Annotated in this window: 21 protein-coding genes, 1 tRNA gene, 1 other RNA gene and 1 riboswitch; of the genes, 6 read left to right on the forward strand and 17 right to left on the reverse strand. The window is 43.6% G+C overall.

Annotation, left to right across the window (positions count from 1 at the left end; all coding sequences use genetic code 11):
* Positions 1–73 precede the first annotated feature (73 nt).
* Complete coding sequence (mgsA, locus tag ACZ449_RS19815; protein ID WP_464257782.1) at positions 74–451, forward strand: methylglyoxal synthase; 378 nt, start codon at positions 74–76, stop codon at positions 449–451.
* 159 nt (positions 452–610) lie between these two features.
* Positions 611–1249 carry a C40 family peptidase gene (locus ACZ449_RS19820; RefSeq protein WP_464257783.1) on the forward strand — a complete coding sequence of 213 codons (639 nt, stop codon included), beginning with the start codon at positions 611–613 and terminating at the stop codon, positions 1247–1249.
* A gap of 451 nt (positions 1250–1700) precedes the next feature.
* Here ACZ449_RS19820 and ACZ449_RS19825 read toward each other — a convergent pair whose 3' ends face one another.
* From ACZ449_RS19825 to ACZ449_RS19865, 9 genes are all read right to left on the reverse strand, one after another.
* On the reverse strand, positions 1701–2390 hold the full coding sequence (locus ACZ449_RS19825) for a hypothetical protein (protein ID WP_464257784.1): 690 nt from the start codon (positions 2388–2390) through the stop codon (positions 1701–1703).
* Between the two features lie 61 nt (positions 2391–2451).
* On the reverse strand, positions 2452–2736 hold the full coding sequence (locus ACZ449_RS19830; RefSeq protein ID WP_464257785.1) for a pro-sigmaK processing inhibitor BofA family protein: 285 nt from the start codon (positions 2734–2736) through the stop codon (positions 2452–2454).
* A 50-nt stretch (positions 2737–2786) separates the two neighbouring features.
* Entirely contained in the window at positions 2787–3083 is a 297-nt protein-coding gene (locus tag ACZ449_RS19835; protein ID WP_464257786.1) for a YaaL family protein, read from the reverse strand.
* A 100-nt stretch (positions 3084–3183) separates the two neighbouring features.
* Entirely contained in the window at positions 3184–3438 is a 255-nt protein-coding gene (locus ACZ449_RS19840; RefSeq protein ID WP_464257787.1) for a YaaL family protein, read from the reverse strand.
* Between the two features lie 53 nt (positions 3439–3491).
* Complete coding sequence (recR, locus tag ACZ449_RS19845; RefSeq protein WP_464257788.1) at positions 3492–4085, reverse strand: recombination mediator RecR; 594 nt, start codon at positions 4083–4085, stop codon at positions 3492–3494.
* A gap of 3 nt (positions 4086–4088) precedes the next feature.
* Positions 4089–4415 (reverse strand): YbaB/EbfC family nucleoid-associated protein, encoded by a 327-nt coding sequence (locus ACZ449_RS19850; RefSeq protein ID WP_464257789.1) that lies wholly within the window; start codon positions 4413–4415, stop codon positions 4089–4091.
* A 22-nt stretch (positions 4416–4437) separates the two neighbouring features.
* On the reverse strand, positions 4438–6204 hold the full coding sequence (gene dnaX / locus ACZ449_RS19855; protein ID WP_464257790.1) for a DNA polymerase III subunit gamma/tau: 1767 nt from the start codon (positions 6202–6204) through the stop codon (positions 4438–4440).
* A gap of 224 nt (positions 6205–6428) precedes the next feature.
* Positions 6429–6528: signal recognition particle sRNA small type (gene ffs / locus ACZ449_RS19860), an RNA gene on the reverse strand.
* A gap of 60 nt (positions 6529–6588) precedes the next feature.
* Positions 6589–6678: transfer RNA gene (locus ACZ449_RS19865), tRNA-Ser, on the reverse strand.
* A gap of 433 nt (positions 6679–7111) precedes the next feature.
* Between ACZ449_RS19865 and ACZ449_RS19870 the strand changes: the two genes are divergently transcribed.
* On the forward strand, positions 7112–7819 hold the full coding sequence (locus ACZ449_RS19870) for a flavodoxin family protein (protein ID WP_464257791.1): 708 nt from the start codon (positions 7112–7114) through the stop codon (positions 7817–7819).
* A gap of 161 nt (positions 7820–7980) precedes the next feature.
* On the opposite strand, the gene ACZ449_RS19875 is transcribed toward ACZ449_RS19870, so the two are convergent.
* Entirely contained in the window at positions 7981–9291 is a 1311-nt protein-coding gene (locus ACZ449_RS19875; protein ID WP_464257792.1) for an Nramp family divalent metal transporter, read from the reverse strand.
* 412 nt (positions 9292–9703) lie between these two features.
* Positions 9704–10384, reverse strand: a complete 681-nt coding sequence (locus tag ACZ449_RS19880) for a GntR family transcriptional regulator (protein WP_464257793.1) — start codon at positions 10382–10384, stop codon at positions 9704–9706.
* A gap of 257 nt (positions 10385–10641) precedes the next feature.
* Here ACZ449_RS19880 and dapA point away from each other — a divergent pair, with 257 nt between their 5' ends.
* Genes dapA through ACZ449_RS19895 form a run of 3 tightly spaced genes read left to right on the forward strand, consistent with a single transcriptional unit; the run spans position 10642 to position 13906 of the window.
* A complete protein-coding gene (gene dapA, locus ACZ449_RS19885) occupies positions 10642–11517 on the forward strand; it encodes a 4-hydroxy-tetrahydrodipicolinate synthase (protein ID WP_464257794.1) in 876 nt (291 codons plus the stop codon).
* A 17-nt stretch (positions 11518–11534) separates the two neighbouring features.
* Positions 11535–12698: an iron-containing alcohol dehydrogenase gene (locus ACZ449_RS19890; RefSeq protein ID WP_464257795.1), complete on the forward strand. Its 1164-nt coding sequence runs from the start codon at positions 11535–11537 to the stop codon at positions 12696–12698.
* Between the two features lie 14 nt (positions 12699–12712).
* On the forward strand, positions 12713–13906 hold the full coding sequence (locus tag ACZ449_RS19895) for a sialidase family protein (RefSeq protein ID WP_464257796.1): 1194 nt from the start codon (positions 12713–12715) through the stop codon (positions 13904–13906).
* Positions 13907–14067: 161 nt separating this feature from the next.
* Here ACZ449_RS19895 and ACZ449_RS19900 read toward each other — a convergent pair whose 3' ends face one another.
* From ACZ449_RS19900 to ACZ449_RS19925, 6 genes are all read right to left on the reverse strand, one after another.
* Positions 14068–15915 (reverse strand): APC family permease, encoded by a 1848-nt coding sequence (locus ACZ449_RS19900; RefSeq protein ID WP_464257797.1) that lies wholly within the window; start codon positions 15913–15915, stop codon positions 14068–14070.
* Positions 15916–15973: 58 nt separating this feature from the next.
* Positions 15974–16110: riboswitch (cyclic di-AMP (ydaO/yuaA leader) on the reverse strand.
* A gap of 289 nt (positions 16111–16399) precedes the next feature.
* A complete protein-coding gene (locus ACZ449_RS19905; RefSeq protein ID WP_464257798.1) occupies positions 16400–16627 on the reverse strand; it encodes a hypothetical protein in 228 nt (75 codons plus the stop codon).
* A 28-nt stretch (positions 16628–16655) separates the two neighbouring features.
* A complete protein-coding gene (locus tag ACZ449_RS19910) occupies positions 16656–18752 on the reverse strand; it encodes a heavy metal translocating P-type ATPase (RefSeq protein ID WP_464257799.1) in 2097 nt (698 codons plus the stop codon).
* Positions 18752–19276, reverse strand: a complete 525-nt coding sequence (locus ACZ449_RS19915) for an HMA2 domain-containing protein (RefSeq protein WP_464257800.1) — start codon at positions 19274–19276, stop codon at positions 18752–18754. The genes ACZ449_RS19910 and ACZ449_RS19915 overlap by 1 nt, the downstream gene beginning before the upstream one ends.
* 6 nt (positions 19277–19282) lie before the next feature.
* Positions 19283–19585, reverse strand: a complete 303-nt coding sequence (locus tag ACZ449_RS19920) for an HMA2 domain-containing protein (RefSeq protein WP_464257801.1) — start codon at positions 19583–19585, stop codon at positions 19283–19285.
* A gap of 106 nt (positions 19586–19691) precedes the next feature.
* Positions 19692–19832 carry a FeoB-associated Cys-rich membrane protein gene (locus tag ACZ449_RS19925; RefSeq protein WP_464257802.1) on the reverse strand — a complete coding sequence of 47 codons (141 nt, stop codon included), beginning with the start codon at positions 19830–19832 and terminating at the stop codon, positions 19692–19694.
* Positions 19833–19835: the final 3 nt, after the last annotated feature.

Consider the following 19835-nt stretch of genomic DNA (forward strand, 5'->3'; position numbering starts at 1 on the left):
ACAATGTTTATATTATGTATTAGCCGTTTATGCTATGATAAGACTATAGATTATATCATAATGAGGTGAACTTATGAAAACTATTGCGCTCATTGCCCATGACCACAAAAAAGAAGAAATGCTTAACTTTGTTTTAGAAAATAAAGATATACTCGCACAATACGATCTAATAGCTACTGCAACTACAGGAAAACTAATTAAGGAAAAGGTCGGACTGACTGTTACCACCTATCTATCCGGGCCACTCGGCGGTGACCAACAAATTGGTTCGCGTGTTGCTTGCCAAAAAGTTGATATTGTTATCTTTTTGCGCGATCCGCTGGCCGCCCAGCCGCACGAACCAGATATTACCGCACTCCTTAGACTTTGCGATGTTCACAATATCCCGGTAGCCACTAACGCTGCCACTGCCACACTGGTATTACAGTCTTTACGAACTAAGAAAGACTAGTCTTTATACTTCAAAGACCTTATCGTTGGCAACCCTTAGGGTTGCTTTACAGGATAAGGTCTTTTCTTATGGTAAATTTATATTGTTTACATAATAATTAATCAATGTTATTATTTATAAGTAACTCACAAATAAATACCTATGATAAGGAGGGCGTCTATGAAACGCTATATTCATCACATTGCTTGCGTGCTGCTTTTGGCTGTTTTTACCACGCTCTTTATCCCGGCAGCACCTGCTCAAGCGTTTTCTCTCGCTGATATTACAGGTTCTTCTGCCCAAAGCAGCGGCGGTTCCAGCAATTTATTAAACATCTTGCTAGCACTCTTGCTTGGCAAGGTTCTTGGTACGTCAAATACTAGTACTACCGATATACCCTCAGCGTTAGGGGCCGCAATGAGCCCGAAAACAGTCGAGAGTAATAGTACAAAAGGAACTGAGATTATTAAAAATGCCCAGAAATATATGGGTGTCCCTTATGTTTGGGGTGGCGATACTCCTACTGGTTGGGACTGCTCTGGTTACACCCAATATGTAATGAAAGAAAGTGGCATTACCATCCCCCGGACGGCTGCCGAACAATATGCTACCGGTAATGCCATAAATAAAAACGATTTAAAAATCGGTGACTTAGTCTTTTTTACAACCTATAAAGCCGGCGCTTCCCACGTAGGCTTCTATATGGGTGACGGCAAGTTTATTCATGCCAGCTCGGTTGCTAAACAAGTCACTATTAATTCTTTATCAGAAGATTATTACACCCAGCATTATATTGGTGCCCGCAGATATATTCAGTAATAGCCTATATAAAAACCCGCTAACGCGGGCCTTTGGATTTGCGCACATCAGATATCCAGTCAATCGAATACAAAGAAAGGGGTCTTACTTTTGGCATTGCCCCAAAAGTAACAAAAGGTTTAGGCCCCAAGCCTCCAAAAGCTAAAAAGCCGAACGATATTCCTAAAATCCGTAAACTCGCTACGCTCAGACAGTACGGATTTCTTAACGGAATACCGCCCGGCTTTTCTCCTGCGGAACGCTTTTTCCGGCAAAGGCCAGGGGAGCACGGAGTTACGAGGGTTGCCGGACGTAAACAGTACGGCCACCTGTGCCGGGTTTTGTACTTGACAACCCTTGTTTTATCTTAATCGCTGAGTCAAGACTCCCGCCTCTACAGGCGACGTCAGTTCAGGTGGAGTAGACTCTCCACCTGAACCCCCGATGTTTCAGCTCTGCTGAAACGAGTTCACTACCAGAAAGTACGCGGCATGATGCGCTCTAGCTGCCACACCGGATTGCCCATACAGTCCACTGATCCAATTTTTTTGGCAATTTCCGTTACAGCAGCGGTCGCTACCACCGGTACACCGATGCGCCCGGCTGCCTCGGTTACCCCTTTGGCCCCCAGCTCAACAATATCAACAGTGGTTTCTTCTGCCATATGGGTATTGTTGAGTACAGCATCTACTCGCCCCAGTGTTGCCACATATTCTAAAATATTGTTTACTGTGGAAGTAAACGGACGCGACATATTAAGCACCGCAATGATTTTCAGGTAGGGATTATCAAATGCACCTTCAATAATGTTAAAAATCCTGGCTCCATGCACACCATAGCCAATATCCATGATGATATTGCCTTTACGCCGGAGCACCCAGCGCATCGAACCTTTAATTACATTACCAGCCTCACCCAGGCCAATAGTATCCCGTGTTTCCCAGGCCACCACATCAATGCCCAATCCTTCCAATTCTTGCTTAATAGGCCGGAGCGTATAGCACGGCTCTACAGTATCTAGGTCAACAATAGTTACCGGCAAACCTTGTTGCTTTAAATAAATGGCCCGATTCACAGCATTTTCACTCTTACCGCTGGCATATTCGCCAACAAAAGCCTCGATGATTGGCTGCATCTGCTCTGCCGCTTTTTCTGCCTCCACGTAGCGTCTACACTCCTTGTCTCCTTATATTAGAAAAGACTTGGCATAAGCCAAGTCTTTTCTAATTAATAAATAGTTTAAACAAAATCAGCAAAATAACTCCCGGTATGCCCAAAAAACCAGCAATAAGTGCAGTAATTGGATTTATGCCGATAGTAAAACCAACGTAAGCCCCGACAAAATTAACTGCCCAGAGCACAATTCCGCCTACCAAGCCATTGTATATCAATTTGAACACAAGTCGTATCGGCATTGTCAACATTCGGCCAATAAGGTAAATTAAAATGATTCCAAATGCATAAGCAATGATAACATTGAATTCTAAACCTGCTGGTAAAAATCCCATTTTTTCAGTTCCCCCTCTTTAGCGCAGCCTTTTCCTTTCATTTTACCACGCTAAAATGCCTGGCGTATAGTCCTTACCTCAGTAATTCCCGACATACTTATTGTCCCCGGATGCCGAATTCCCTCTTGTCGCGCTTTTTTGAGCAAATACATATACCTGCGTTCACATGCCTTAATCCAAAATATGGAATAATCGATCAAATCAGGATCAGTTGCTGTTTTATAGTAACTTTGGGCAGCTAACCAGTCCAGTCGGGCCTGGTCAATTATATCGACCAGATCATTCTTGCCTTTCGCGCAAAATTGTTCAGTATCCCAAAGTCCTAATAACCTTCGCCATACCCCCATATTTATCCCTCCAACATAATACTGTACTTATATCAATATATGTTGGCCAGTCCCAAATAATGAAAAAAATACCGGACAAAATCCGGTATTTTAGTATTAGCTAATCAAATGGCGAAGAGCGGAGCCCCTCATGGCGCGCACGTTTCAGCAGATATGTATATTTTTTTTCGGCAGCCTGAATATGATAAGCTGCATAATCAACTAAATCCGCATCTGACACATTGTTATAATAATTCTGGGCACTAAGCCATTCGTACTTTGCTTGTTTCAGTTGCTCGCTCAAAGGCTGGTATTTGGTAACAGGTATGTTTTTTTGCAGCAGCCTACTAAAAATTTGCATTATCGCTGTTCTCATACACATCTCCCCCTGTTTACGAGTATTCCCATAAACAGGCAGAATAAAACATACTACATCTCCCGGCGATTCTCCAGGGCCTTTGATAATGTCACTTCATCTGCATATTCCAAATCGCCGCCCATCGGCAAACCGTGAGCAATACGAGTAACCTTTACGCCTAACGGTTTTAGGAGCTTGGCAACATACATAGCTGTAGCCTCGCCTTCGACATTGGGGTTAGTTGCCATGATAATCTCTTGCAGCCCTTGATTAACCCGGGCTAGCAATTCTTTCACTTTTATATCATCCGGGCCTACACCTTCTAGGGGCGACAAAGCGCCGTGCAGTACATGGTACAACCCTTTGAATTCTCGGGTACGTTCCATGGCGGCCACATCTTTCGGATCCTCCACTACACACACCACTGACTGATCTCGCCCCTCAGAACGGCAGATCTGGCAAGGATCAGTGTCAGTTAAGTCAAAACAAACCGAACAATAGCCTACCCGTTCTTTCGCCTCAACAATGGCCTGTGCCAACGCCGCTACCTGACTATTATCCATCTTAAGCACATGATAAGCAAGACGAGCCGCAGATTTCGGTCCAATGCCCGGCAAGCGGCGAAACTGTTCAACCAGCTTGCCAATCGGCGCAATATAACTCATGGATTACAGCATTCCTGGTGGCAGATTTAGACCGCCGGTTAGCTTGCCCATCTCTTGGGACATCATATCATCCACTTTGTTTATAGCTTCATTGACAGCAGCCGCTACCAAATCCTCCAGCATTTCTACATCTTCAGGATCAACAGCAGAAGGTGCTATTTTTATCGATTGAATCTTTTTTTCACCAGTAATAACCACTTTTACTGCACCACCCCCGGTCGATACCTCCAGAGTACGGCCTTTCAGTTCTTCTTGCAGTTTGCCCATCTCGACCTGAAGCTTTTGTACTTTTTTCATCATTCCTGCCATATTTCCCATATTACCAAACATATTGTCAGCCTCCTAAAACATTTTATTCTTCTATCTTAATTACTTTGCCGCCAAACATCTTTTGGGCCTCCTGGATTGCTGGACTATTGAGTTCAGCATCAGTCAATGCCGGTGGCGCTGCTGTCACTGGCGGTATAGCCGGTTTAGCAGCAGGCGCGACTACCCCCAGCGAGCAAACAAGTCGTACTTGGTGTCCTGAGACTTGTGCCAGCGTTTTTTCAACAATCGCCCGATAATCGTCCTTCTCAGTGCGCTCTTTGGGAAAGGTCGCCGCAAAATGAACCATGGCCTGATTATCGGTAAGCGCTGTTAGGTGGCCTTGCATGACACAGGCATGCACAGACCGCTTACCGCTAGTTAACAGTTCTTTCAGCATAGCATTCCATATCTCTGATAGGTTACCAGCATTAACAGCAGGCCCAGTCTGCTCAGGCTCAGACTGAGCCAACGCCGGTTGAGGCGTAGCAGGGCGTTTGACAGGCGTACCCTGACTTGCCGATGCAACCTGCGGTCTTTGGTACGTTTGCGAATTTTCCTTAGGTTGCATGGGAAGATTATGTGGCTGGACAGCAGGCGTTCGCGGCTGCCTTACCGTTGGCGCACCCACCGCAGAGCTAATCTCAACAGCTATCGCCGGCTGATTAGCCAGTTTGGCCTCAAGCGCGGCAACCCGCTCAAGCAACGCAGCCACATCACTACCTGCAGCCCGGCGACATAGGGTAATTAGCGCCATCTCGACGGCAATGCGCGGTTCAGCTGCCCACTTGGTCTCATTGGCAGCCTGGTGTAATACTTCCAACATCTGTACCAACTCTTGATGGCTAAACTGGGCGCTCTGGGCGGCAAGCACTACCTTATCTTCACTATACACTTCAATACTATCAATATCAGGAGCAGCTTTATACAACATCAGACTGCGGGCATGCAGTGCCAGCTCCAGCAATAGTTGGCGGATATCTTTCCCCATCTGAATAAGTTCATCAAGCTTCAACAATACCATATGCGCGTCCCGTCCGGCAATCGCATCAGTCAGCTGCCACACCCATTCGTGACCAATTAGTCCTAACAGTTGTCGCACATGCTCTACTGTTATCGTCTCGCTATCCTCCAAGGTGGAACACTGATCCAGAATACTAAGGGCATCACGCATGCCGCCTTCCGCTTGTACAGCAATCAACCTCAATGCTTCCGGGGCAGCCTTAATATCACTCTGCTTAGCTATACCATCTAACCGCTGTTCGATTTCCTTGACGCTAATCCGCCGGAAATCATAGCGTTGACAGCGCGAATGGATGGTAGCCGGAATCTTATGCGGTTCAGTAGTTGCCAGCACAAAAACCACATGCTCTGGTGGTTCCTCTAAGGTTTTGAGCAGAGCATTAAAAGCCTCTGTTGTCAGCATATGCACTTCGTCGATGATATACACCTTATAACGTCCATCTACAGGCGCAAATTTGACCGTTTCCCTAAGTTCTCGAATCTCATCAATCCCCCGGTTGGAAGCAGCATCAATTTCAAAGACATCCATCGAGGTCCCAGCGGTGATCTTATCACAATTATTACAATGATTGCAAGGATTGACAGTAGGACCGTCCTGGCAATTAAGCGCTTTAGCCAGAATTTTGGCAGTACTGGTTTTACCAGTACCGCGCGGCCCGGCAAACAGATAGGCATGAGCAATTTTGTCAGTAGTAATGGCATTTTTCAGGGTAATACTGATATGCTCCTGGCCAACCAGATTGTCAAAATCCTGCGGCCGCCATTTCCGATATAAAGCTACATAAGCCATCCCCACACCCCCTCTATACCACCCGCCTGCGCCTGCAAACTTCTTTAATGTGAAATATATAGCTCATTTATTATTCCACATTGGTAAAATATTTCCCTTTTTGAAGAAAATAATTAAATTAATACTATATAACAAAAAAGCAGCCTGTTTATTGGGCTACTTCATTAGAAAATTATGTTATTGTCCAGCTGACTACCGCCTTGTTGTCCACGACGGACCACAGCAGCCACCAGGCACCCTTACGGCACATAAGAGGTATCACTTAGCGCTGCTTCCTTCCGGACCTGACGCGGTTCATGAGTTCCTATTGCGCAAGACCCGGCACTGCTATAGCCCGTCCTAGAAAACAAAAAGCCGTAGCCGGCTTCAATTCTTGGTTTAATATGGCGGAGAGAGAGGGATTCGAACCCTCGGTACAGTTTCCCGTACACACGCTTTCCAGGCGTGCTCCTTCAACCGCTCGGACATCTCTCCAAGTGCTCTCAACAGAACATTATTATATCTTATTTGAACAGCTAATGCAACTGGTACTTGTTAACAAATTTGTAACCTTGCAGGCTACATAAGATGCTACTCAATAATACTGCTTAATTATAACCACTAGCAAAAAGCTTGTCAAGTTGCTGCCTGACAAAACTTCAGTGCATCAACCTGTATCATTATATATCAAACAATCCTGACTTGTCTATATGAAATCCAAATAAAAATTTATTAGAAAACACGTCTTGCGCCGAGCCCTTGGCGAAGGTGGAAGCCGATATTGCTTCTTTTTAATTCAATAGAATTCGCATACTATTTTCTATGAATATTATACCAAAATTTGGTCCTAATTACCAGTCTGTAATATATTGGATTCATTTGATATACTCTTTACATAGATAAGCTGACAAGAAGGGAAGTACTAATAATGAAAATTGCCGCTGTTAATGGGAGCCATAAAGGTAAAACAGGCAATACCAATATTATGGTTAGTAACTTTTTAAAAGGGGCGGAACAAGCTGGTGCAGAAACGGTAAATATTTTTTTAGCAGACAAGGACATTGGGTATTGTACAGCATGTAAAGCTTGTTGGTTCAAAACTCCTGGAACATGTGTATTGAAAGATGACATGCATGAAGTGCTGCATTTATTACAAAATGCAGATATTTGGCTTTGGGCCACTCCTCTTTATTTTGATAATATCTCCAGTATGTTAAAAGTCTTTATTGACCGATTAATGGTAATTGGCAGTCCTTATTGGGATAAAGATAAAGTTGGAGAATGTCGCCATTTAACTACCAGTGCATTACCTAAACTAATAATGATGTCCAATTGTGGTTATCCTGAAAAATCTCATTTTCAAGTGATTTCTCATTGGATTAAACGCCATGCACGCAATCTTGGCACTGAGGTAATTGGTGAAATTTATACTTCCGAAGGTGCTCTTCTGAATACTCAGGTAGATGAATTACTTCCTATGGTTTCCAATTATCTGCAGGTTTTAGAAACAGCTGGTAAAGAAATTGTTACCACTATGCAGTTATCGGAGAAAACAAAGAAGTTATTAGAAGAAAAGTTTATTCCTGATGCAATTTATGTTCAAGAAGTAAAGCGCTATGTTGACAGCATTTTGTAATAATAGAAACCTGAAAAATAAATACATCGTCCAATAAATGTCCATTCTGTAAGCTATTAAACCCAGGAATAGCGGGGATTTCCCGTATCCTGGGTTTAATTTTGCCTTTTATGCAGTTTATACAGCGCAAAATTAGTATTACTGCTCAGAGGGCAGTTTAATTAACCAACAATCTTTTTGAAAAACTCGACTGCCATGTGATAGGCTCCGTATAGAGCCAAAATGGTCAGCACACCCAGGAGAAGATTATCCATTATATTGTGGACATCTTTGCCCATTAACCTCTTGTTATTGATAATTAGCAGCAAGCCGATTGAAATCAGCGGTAGGAAAAAAATCAAAGCTGCATTCGCAAACACCGTTAAAGATACAAATCCGGGCATGCCAGGTAATGTCCAAAATACCGGCAGAATGACCACAATAACATAAAATACTTTAAAGAGCGGATCTTTAATATAGTTATCGCCGTATTGTACTTTACGTTCCGATTTAGCAGTATGTAAACCATCCATTGCAAGTCTCATGTAACCATCAGAACCACCGACAACCGTACTGAAGGTCGCTGCCCATATAGCAAGGTAGATTAATAGTTCGCCGCTGCGGCCAGCAACGTTCCCCAAAAGCCCTGCAAGGTCCTTAACATTACTAATAGTTAAGCCTTTGGGATGCAATACTTCCGCGCCAATAACCCACACAGCCAGATTTATAATGATCATCATAATAATAGCAAACAATAAATCATATACCTGAAGTTTTCTATGTTCCGGCCGAATAAAACCCTTTTGCTTCATCCATACAGGATATAAAAGGTTGGCAATCGACCCGCCGATCGCGCCGATCAGAGATATTACAACAAATATAGCGCTATACGATCCCATTTGTTCTGGCATTTCAAAGGCTAATCCTGAGATAATATGGCCCACATCTGGTTTTACCATAGCCGTCGCGGTCAGGAGTGCAATGGTCATAACAGCCAAAATTATTTTTTGAACTAATTCAACTTGTTTGTATACAGCTTTGCCAGTGATTGCAACTGCTATCAGCAAATTTATAACCGCCCACATCATAACAGAGCCCAGACCCGTAATTTCGTAAATTGCGTTAGCAGCCCCGGAAAGGCAATACGCCGCACTTATATGTCCGTATAGTACTGAACCGAAGACCAATATCAGTGGAAACTTGGGTGATACTTCGTGGTATCCTTCCATAATCGAGTATCTGTTCGGATTCATCAGTTGGAACTTAGCAATAACGTTTACCATGGCAAACCGGGCAAAAAGTGCGAGAGCAAGCCCCCACATCAACGCGTACCCGTAATTTGCTCCCGCTACAGAACAATCGACCAAATCCCCTGCTCCCAGCCAGGTAAGCACGATAACAATTCCTGGACCGAAAGACTTTAAGTAACCAAAAAAACCTTTTGGTATTGGCGCTCCTTTTTCTTCAACACTTGGTGTTAAATTATTATCCATAAGTTTTCCCCCATTATTTCATATTTTGCAGCTAAAGATTTATTGCTTAGCCTCTGCACTGTACTCGTTTTTTGCAAAACTCCAATAATTGAGAATATTGGTATGTTTCTTTTTCGATTTATCACCTCGCAACATTGATGATTCCGCTAAATCAGTAAGAGCTAAAAATAATTCAATATTCCAATATAAGTGCCCAATGCCAAGCAAACACGATATATGTTATATGTAACATATATCGTGTTTTAATACTAATTTAGAAAATATCTTTTGTCAATAGAGTAGAGCAAATTGTCCAAATATAAATAATTTATCAATAAATAAGCCTGTACCATTATGCGGTACAGGCTTATTTACAACAATATGGCAACATTACGTTTAAGGCAAAGTATAAAAACGGTTATCCCGTTGCTGATTATTTGTCCGTTTCTGATAGTTCGCTGATTAATTGCTGTCTGGCATCATCCAAATGCATTTTGATTGCATCTTTCAGGGCATTAACCCGTTTTTCTTTTAAAGCACTAATAATCAAATAGTGCTGATTTAAAGCAGCAGTTACCATGTTCTTTTTTATTAAAGAGTATTGACTCGCCAATAAGTGGTAATTCATCACATTGAGATAGATATCTTCGTTTCTTTTATTTTTTCCTGCTTTAATGAATTCCATGTGAAAAGCCAGATTATAGTCTGATTTTAGAAAGGTCTCGAAAGTAGCTGTCTGCAATAATTCGTTGGTGGCGTCCAAGATGACGCTAAGAGTATGGGTCAGTTCGATAAGCTTCGGTTCTGGCAAATCAGCAAGTTTATCGACAACCCAAAGTTCCAACATTAGACGGGTATCAAAGGAGTCAAGAACATCCTGTGTATCAACCGTATTAACAAAAGTGCCCACTTTGGAAACAGTCTTTACTAAGCCGTCCATTTCCAAACGGTTTAAGGCATCGCGAACCGGAGTGCGGCTAACTCCAAGTTGCTTGCATAAGTCTGGAATCGACAATTTTTCATTAGGTTTAAATTGACGATTCAAAATGCGATCTTTTAGAATGTTATATGTTTTATCTAATAAATTAGAAGTATCAATTCTGGGTAAATTCATAATAGAACCTTTTCCTTTCATAATCTAGCATCATGTATATTATATACTACCTATAATGAAATTAGATTGTCAATAAAAAAGATGAATAAATCAGTTTATTATTTTTTGAAAATTCACACAGCATAATATTGACAAACAATATGTTTTAATTTAGTATTTACATTAACATGATATATGTTATATATAACATATATCATGAGATTGACTGATAGTGCTTGTGATCGCAGATAAAATAAAGAGAGAAGGCGTTGTACAACATGTTTATACCGAAAGGCATAATTTCAGCTATGGTTACCCCAATGACTCCTGACGAGAAAATTAATGAACAGGAACTGCGTTCCCAGGTAAACAGAATGATTCAGGCCGAAGTACATGGTTTGTTTTGCCTGGGTACAAATGGAGAATTTTATGCGTTAAGTTTTGAGGAAAAACTAGAAGTAATAAAAATAGTAGTCAGTGAAAACAACGGCAGATTGCCCGTGTACGCAGGTACTGGCTGTGTTACAACCAGAGATACAATCCATTTATCCCAAAAGGCCGAGGAGCTGGGGGTAAGTGCACTTTCCGTTATCACTCCATATTTTGCGGCACTCTCCCAAGATGAAATATATAACCATTATAAAGAAGTTGCGTCAGCGGTCACCCTTCCTATCATTCTTTATAATATTCCCATGCGTACCGGCAATAGCATTGATTATCACACGCTCCTACGCCTGGTCGAAATAAAGAATATTGTCGGGATTAAAGACAGCAGCGGCAATTTTGACAATATGCTGCGTTATATCGAAGAAAGCAAGGGCAGTGTTGCCGTTCTTTCTGGGAACGATTCGCTTATCCTGTCGGCATTGATGGCCGGAGGCACGGGGGCTATTTCCGGCATTGCCAATCTTTTCCCGGAGATTTTGGTGTCAATATACCAACTCTGGGAAAAGGGCGACATTGCTGCAGCACAAAAAGTCCAAGCCAGCTTACGTCCTATTCGAGACACTTTAAAATTAGGCAATCCTAACTCTGTAGTAAAAAGGGCGATGAATTTCTTAGGCTATAATGCGGGCCCGGCACGCCGCCCTGCTGTCAGTATTAGCGAAAAAGCGGACGAGCAGATCAAAAAAGCTCTTGCACACTATAAATAAAGCATGGAGATGAGACGATGAATACAGAAGTTTATTCTTTGGTAAATGCCGGCAAAATTGTCGCAGGTGCCAGCAGTATAAAAGCAATTAGTGATATCGTTACAGATTATCAGGCAAAAAAGGTGTTGCTGATTACCGACCAAGGAGTATGGAATGCAGGTCTGGTTCAAAAACCTAAAAACCTGCTGGAATCAGCCGGGGTTGCAGTGAAAATCATCAATACCACACCGCCAGAGCCAAATGCCGATCAGGTAAGTCAAATATTTGAAACAGCCAAAAATTCCGGCTGTGAAATGATTATCGGCCTTGGCGGCGGCAGTTCCATGGACGTCGCAAAAATTGTGGCAATCATGCTGACCAATGCCCATTCCATACGGGAATTATTGGACGGAGCCAAAATTACAAAGCGCGGTATTCCCACATTAATGATTCCGACTACGGCCGGAACAGGTGCTGAAGCGACTCCCAATGCCATCTTCTTGGTACCCGAAAAGGAATTAAAGATCGGGATTGTCAGCGAAAAAATGTTGCCAAACTGCATTATTCTCGATCCTGAGCTGACCGTCAATCTGCCCAAAGCTATTACCGCCGCAACAGGAATGGATGCTCTGGCGCATGGCATTGAATGCTATATATCAAAAAAGGCTAATCCCTTTAGCGATACCTTTGCACTAAAGTCAATCAACCTCATATCCCGAAGCATTCGGAAGGCTTACAACAACGGAAAGGATCTTGCAGCCCGCCAAGATATGCTCCTTGGGGCCATGTTCGGGGGAATATCGATTGCCACCTCAAGCACGGTCGCCGTACATGCCCTGTCGTATCCTCTAGGTGGTAAATATCATATCCCTCACGGTTTGTCAAATGCCATTCTGTTACCTCATGTTATGAAATTCACCTTGGATGCGGCTGAGGAAAAATTCAAGGACATCGCCGTTGCCATGGAATTGGAGACAGCAGGGCTTTCAGCCAGACAGGCAGCCGAAAAAATGATTGACAACCTATATTCTCTTATTTATGATTTAAATCTTAAAGTAGACTTGCGGGAAAAAGGTATTCACGAAAGCGACATTGACTCTATGGCGGAAGCTTCCTTGAAAGTAACCCGATTGCTGAATAACAATCCGAAACCCATGAATAAGGATGATATCCGGGAAATATACAAAAAATTATTTGAGTAGTAGAGGTGATGGTTATGAATAACAGCTACGGTAAAAATCCAGGTATTCTATATCATCCAGCAGAAGACATAGCCCGTACCGAAGCTTATTTGCCGACGGAATGTCCGCAAAACCACGCCTCAAACATTATGCCGCTGGCGAATGGTGATTTGCTGTGTGTATGGTTTGGCGGAACACAAGAGGGCATTGCCGATATATCCATTTATCTGTCCAGACTAAACTGCGGCGAGTCCACATGGACAACACAAGTCAAATTATCTGAGGATGCCACACGTTCGGAACAGAATCCCATCCTCTTTCCCGCTCCAGACGGCAAGTTATGGCTGTTATACACGGCGCAGAAATCCGGCAATCAGGATACAGCGATTGTCAAATACCGAATATCGTCAGATAACGGATACACCTGGGGTTCTATCAAAACCTTATTTGATACTTCAGGCACCTTTATCCGTCAACCAATTGTTGTATTAGACAACGGTGAATGGCTTATCCCGATCTTCTACTGCCAAACAGCTCCAGGCAAGAAATGGATAGGATATCAGGATACCAGTGCGGTAAAAATTTCTGCAGATAATGGCATGACTTGGGTAGAGTATCAAGTTCCGAACAGTACCGGTTGTGTGCATATGAATGTCGAGAAACTGGCGGACGGGACTTTATTGGCTCTTTTCAGAAGCCGCTGGGCGGATAATATTTATGTAAGTCATTCGAACGACAACGGCAGAAGTTGGACTCAGCCTGTCCCGACAGTACTTCCCAACAATAATTCTTCCATTCAGTTCACAGTACTCAACAATGGACACCTGGCTCTTGTATTCAATAATGTAAATGCGGAAAACTGCGCAGAACGCCGGGCATCCCTTTATGATGAAATTGAAGATGACTGTGAACCAACGCCTCAAATAACAGAATCTGAGGAAGCTCCGGAACCCGAATTGAATGGAAAGACTGCTTTCTGGGGTGCACCGCGAGCGCCAATGACCCTTGCCATTTCCCAAGATAACGGTAACACATGGCCCTACATCCGAAACCTGGAAGTGGGCGACGGCTATTGCTTAACCAATAACTCCAAAGAAAAACTGAATCGTGAATATTCCTATCCATCCATAAAACAAACAGCCGATGGGAAAATTCATATTACTTTTACCTATTTTAGACAGGTAATTAAATATGTTTGCGTTACCGAAGACTGGGTAAAAGATAAGTAAGCTCTCCATTTTTATACTCTCTGATATATTTTGAAAACCCGACTTGCGCTGAGCCTTTGGCGAAAGCGGAAATTGATGTTGCCCTTATCCAGAGAAAAGTTATTCTTTCAATCTGGACAGAAAAAGCCTTCCAGTGCCTAAAGCTCTGGAAGGCTTTTCTCCTATACTTTCAAATGATAGGGTACGGTAGTTACAATGACATTTTCTTTCCAAATAAGCGTATTTCGTAAAAACCAGCCGGTTTGGTTGTGCAAGAGGCGATGCCAGGATTTCCTGGTCTCAAACTCGGGGATAATGACTGTGATATAATCATCCGGCCCCTTTTCCCGTTCCTTCTTCTCAATAAAATGCAGAAGTGGCCTCATTAATAACCGATACGGCGAACGGATAACGATCAATTCTACACCCGGGTCCCACAGCTTCCATTTTTCAATGACCTTTTTTGTCGTTTCTTCATTGTTAGAAACGTGAACAGCCAGAATATTATCACCAATCATCTTGGCATATTTGATGGTTTCATACACCACGCGCGTCGTTGTCGAAACAGGCACAATAACGATGTGTTTACCCTCGGGAAATGTGGCTGCTCCTTTTTCATAGCATTCTTCCGGCAGATGCAGCTGGTCGGCAATAGAATTATAGTGGCCCTTAATAGCTGTAAAGATGTAGATCATAATGGGAATAAACAATAAGACAATCCAGGCGCCATAGATGAATTTTGTTATGGTAATAATAAGAACAACCAGACCAGTGGTAAGAGCGCCAATGCCATTTAGCAAAGCCCGAATCTGCCACCCTTTACCACGCTCCCGGTTCCAGTGAACAACCATGCTAGACTGGGCAATGGTAAAAGAAATGAATACGCCAATGGCGTACAAAGAAATGAGATGCTCCGTATTTCCCCGAAACACGATAATTAGTAGAGCGGCCGCAACAGTAAGTAAAATAATACCATTGGAAAATGTCAGCCGCTCGCCGCGTGTCGCCAAATAACGCGGCATATATCCATCTTTGGCAACAATGGATAACAGCACCGGCAAGCCGTTATAAGCCGTATTGCCTGCCAAATATAATACCATCATCGTAGTAATCTGAATATAATAATAGGCAGCCGATCGGCCAAAAATTTCTTCTGCCAATTGCGACATAGCCGTTACCTCAGCTATTGGTAAAATGTGATAATGCATGACAAGGTAGGTAATTCCCAGAAACATAAAACCCAGGATTCCTGCCATCCAGTACGTAGTAATAGCAGCATTGCGGGCTTCTGGCTTTCGGAACATAGGAACACTATCAGCAATAGCTTCAACCCCTGTCATTGAGCTACAACCATTAGCAAAGGCCCGTAGAATCACGAACAGCATCGACCAATCCAACTGCTGGCGAGCTAATGACTCTGGTGGCAGCATGTAGGGGGCAACAGTAACAGACTTCCATATACCTATTGCAATTAAAATAATGATACCAAGTAAAAAAGCGTAGGTAGGTATTACGAAGGCATTGGAGGATTCCCGGACTCCGCGCAAATTAACCAGCATTAATATGGCAAAAAGCACCAGTACATCAATAGTTACTTCCCGCCCCGCCAAAGCAGGAAAAGCCGAAACAATAGCTGCTGTGCCAGCCGAGACACTCACCGCAGCTGTCAGTACATAATCAGCAAAAACAGAGCCAGCTGCCACCAACGCCGGCATCTTACCCAGGTTCTTCTTGGCTACCGTATAGGCCCCGCCACCCTCAGGATTGGCTTTGGCCACCTGCACATAGGATAACACTACAATGGCCAGCAGTGACAGAATGCCTATCGCTACAGGCCCCATAAACCCGTAAGCTACCAGGCTGGGAACAGCAACCAACGCAAGCATAATTTGTTCCGGACCATAAGCAACCGATGATAACGCATCTGAGGAAAAAATAGACAGTGCCTTCCACTTAGGAAGTTTTTCATGAGCCAATTCCCGATTATGAAGTGGCTTGCCGATAAGTAATCGGCGCAGTACGCGCATCATAGTAGCGCCTCCAGTTTCCTTATTCAATTTGAACACAAAAAAAAGACCTGCCGGTCTTTCGACCTCTTGCTTTAGCCTGCGAAGTTAGCTGTCGGGTAGGATGACAAGAGAAAAACATCCCTTTTGCCAATTGGCAAAATTAACCCCAAAAAGTGGTTCCTCCGCTTCCATTCTGGAACTCGGCCTTGTGTTTTTTTACTAAGTGTAATCATACTGCTTTTCTATTCACACATAAAGTCTTGCTACGCCTGATTAACGCCTGCTAGGTGTCATTGCTACTCACTACAGCGCTTTTGGATTCTCCGCTCATAGGCGCGCTTTCTTTTGCGAGTTGTGGCTCGTTTTTTCAAAAATATAATTACACTCATTGTAAAAAAAATGGAGACCATCATAAAGAGGATCTCCAAAACACTTCATATAAATACACTTTACCACTGGTTGCTATAATTTTGCTGGCAAAAAATGTATATGTTCACCTTACTATCTAGGCTTTAACCATACCATCTTGCCGTTCTGCTATTAAGTCTTCCAGCCGTTCTTTTTGACGCATAAGTTCGTCTACCGAAATCTCGCCCATACCTTGTTGAGGAGCATTCATTGGCATAGTTGGCAATAAGCCTTGCATTGAATGTTCAGACATCATTTTGTACCCAAAAGCACCTGCAAGAGTACCAACAACTAAACCTATCCAAAAATCACTTCTTGCAAACATATTTTCACCCCCTTTCATTAAAAATAATTTATATAGTTTTTTTATTTGCTATCAAAATCCGCGCGCTATTTAGCACCACGCCAATTGTTGCAGCATTATGGATCAGCGCCGAAATCATTGGGTTAGTTCGGCCAATAGCCCCGAGAAGCATGGCTGCCGTATTAACGGCAATGGTAGCAGTGAAATTCTGTTGAACTATTTTCATAGTTTGTTTACCCAGCGTGACTACTTCTGACAACACGAGCGGATCTTCGGAATTAATGGTAATAGCTGCTGATTCTACGGCAATGTCTGTACGCCGTCCACCCATAGCCACCCCTACATCAGCGAAAGCCAACGCGGGAGCATCATTGACGCCGTCACCGACCATGAGTACCTGTGACCGCCGTCTAAGCTTATTCACCAATGTAGCTTTATCCTCAGGCAATACCTCGGCATGGTATCCGTCAATATCCAGTACAGTTGCCACATGGTTAGCAACAGGCTCCGTATCTCCAGTAATCATGACGACTTCGTCAACACCTTGTCGCCGCAAGCGATTGATAGCCTTCTTCATGTTGGGGCGAATAGGATCACTTACTACCAGTACTCCTAGCAACGCTTTGCCCCGTGCCACATAGACCAGGTTAAAGCCGCGCTCTGCGCCAGACTGATCGCCAAAAAGCTGGCAATCAATCTGATACTCTTCCATAAACCGCCTACTGCCTACCAAAACGCGCCCACCACATATCTCTTCAAAATCAGGTACCTCGGCCACAATTCCCCTTGCCACAATGGTTTCAGTACTACTATGTGGCGGTATCAGCCAGCCTTGGTTTTTTACGTACTCTAATACAGCGCATGCCAGCGGGTGGGCTGAATGAAATTCTGCCGATGCTGCCAGGAGCAACAGTTCCCGTTCACTAACTCCGCAAGCGGTTTTAACGCTTATAACCTGTGGCTTACCAATAGTAATTGTACCTGTCTTATCTAACACAACGGTATCAATGCCTGCCAAAGCCTCCACATAGTTGCCACCTTTGACTAATACGCCCCGGCTAGCGGCTCGTCCAATAGCGGCCGAGATAGCAGTAGCCGTAGAAAGCTTTAAGCCGCACGAAAAATCAATAAACAGCATATTTAGCACCCGCTGCCAATCCTTAGTTGCCCCATATACCAAGCCAGCGGCAATAAAGGAAATGGGGACAAGCATATTAGACATACGATCAGCAAAGTTCTGCACAGGTGCTCGCCGGGTTTGAGCTTCTTCGACCATATGAACAATACGAGCCACTGCCGTGTCATCGCCCATCTTTTCCACAACAATCTCTAGAAAGCCGTTTTGAAGAACGGTGCCTGCATATACATAGTCACCCTCACTTTTTTCCGCAGGTATGTATTCACCGGTAATGGATGATTGATCTACGGCGGCTGCCCCAGCCAGCACCCGGCCATCCACGCAGATTTTTTCGCCCAAGTGTACACCGATTCGGTCGCCAGGCTTTAGGCTTTGCACTGCTACTCGCACTTCATGGTTGCCTTCTTCAATTTTCCAAACATACTGCTGATCTAGTCTCAACAGCATGGAAATATGCTTCCGGGCGCGTTCTGCCGTATAGGTAGTAAGCATCTCGGCGAAATTAGATAATGCTAAGAGGGTCAGGCTGGATTCAGGTTTCCCCCCTAATATCGACGCCACGACTGCAGTTGTTGTCAATGTATCGGCATTGGGCTGCCGCTCAATCACTAAGCTGCGCACACCGCTGGCAATAAACTTGCGGGCTACGAAGAGTACAAAAGCGCTTCTAGCCAAATACAACGCAATAAACGTGCCCGGCCCAGCCATGCGCAATAACTGCAACCCCACCAATCCAGCTCCGGCTAAGATCGCATCCCGCCGATATTCGGCAAAAGGGGACAATTGTTCTCCCACATGCTGCACCTTGCTAATTGCAGCTGCCTGCGGTAACTTGGCGTTCACTTCAGATATCGGTAGCTGTCCCTTATAATATATAACCACATTTCTGTCATCACCCGCATAGGCACTGACAACCGCTGGAATTTGCCGAATATCGGCTTCAAGTAAAGCCTGTTGGCGGCTGGATAATACTGTCGCTAAGGGAAATGTTATATATTGGAAGGCCATTAGCAGCGCCCTTTCAGTAAAGAATAAGCCCACCACACCATTTGCGGCCCAGCAGGGCGCTGGCCTAGCCTCCAAATTTTTGCAGTTCCACCAACAAACATTATTATCGCTAGCACGGTACGCAAATCCAAGGTATAGCCAGTCTTTTTAAAAATATTGCGGTTCATTCTTCGGCACAAACTGCGAATATTTATACCTAGTTTACCGTAATCAGAACGGGGGTCTGGCATCTTATGCAGTTCATTGAGATAATTCATAGTTAAGTCAATATATTCTTCCTGGCAGCTATATTCCAGTAGAATACTGCCTGTAACCGAATTTACCTTAACTGTATTAATCCCTTTGACTCTGGTTAAATGCTGTTCCCATTCCGTTGCCAACTCTTTATTATTGAGTAAATCATCGTGTTGATAGCGCCGTCTCCCAGGCAAAGCATGAACCAAGGAAAACCGTGCTCCCCCAAGTAGCTGATGGAGTTTACCCCCAGCAGAAATACCCAAAGCCAATCCTGTAAGATAGGTCATTTACTATCACCTTCCATATTGTTTAACTACCAATTGCTCTACGTCCCGAAGAAAAGGATTACGCGAAACATCACCAGGAGAATATTGAATAAGTATCGAACCGGTGGCAGAATTAATGGTAAACTGCTTGATTTCCGGCATTGCCAACAAGTATGAATTCACTTGTTGGACTCTCTCCGGATGATTGATTAGGTGCTTTGAGTAGACCCGAACACGCCCTGGCATGTAATGAAGTACCTGAATCTGCTGTAGGATTAATTTCTTCTTTGATGAATCCATAAGATCTGCATATAGGGAGGATAAACCCATATTTTGTCTCTCCTTGCTTAGATACCATGATAGTAAGTATCATTCTCATTGCAAATACATTTGCAGCCACCCTGCAACCAAGGAATTATGAACAAATTACCACAATCTACTTGGCATGTTTATGGCAATTAGCTCCACAACCACCAGCGCAATTGCATTGTGTTTCGCCGTGAAGCTCCTTCCAAATAATTTTACCAACATACCCAACCGCGACTAGCCCAATCAGTAGTAAAACCATGTTTTCCATCGT

The sequence above is a fragment of the Desulfosporomusa polytropa genome, assembly GCF_055380075.1.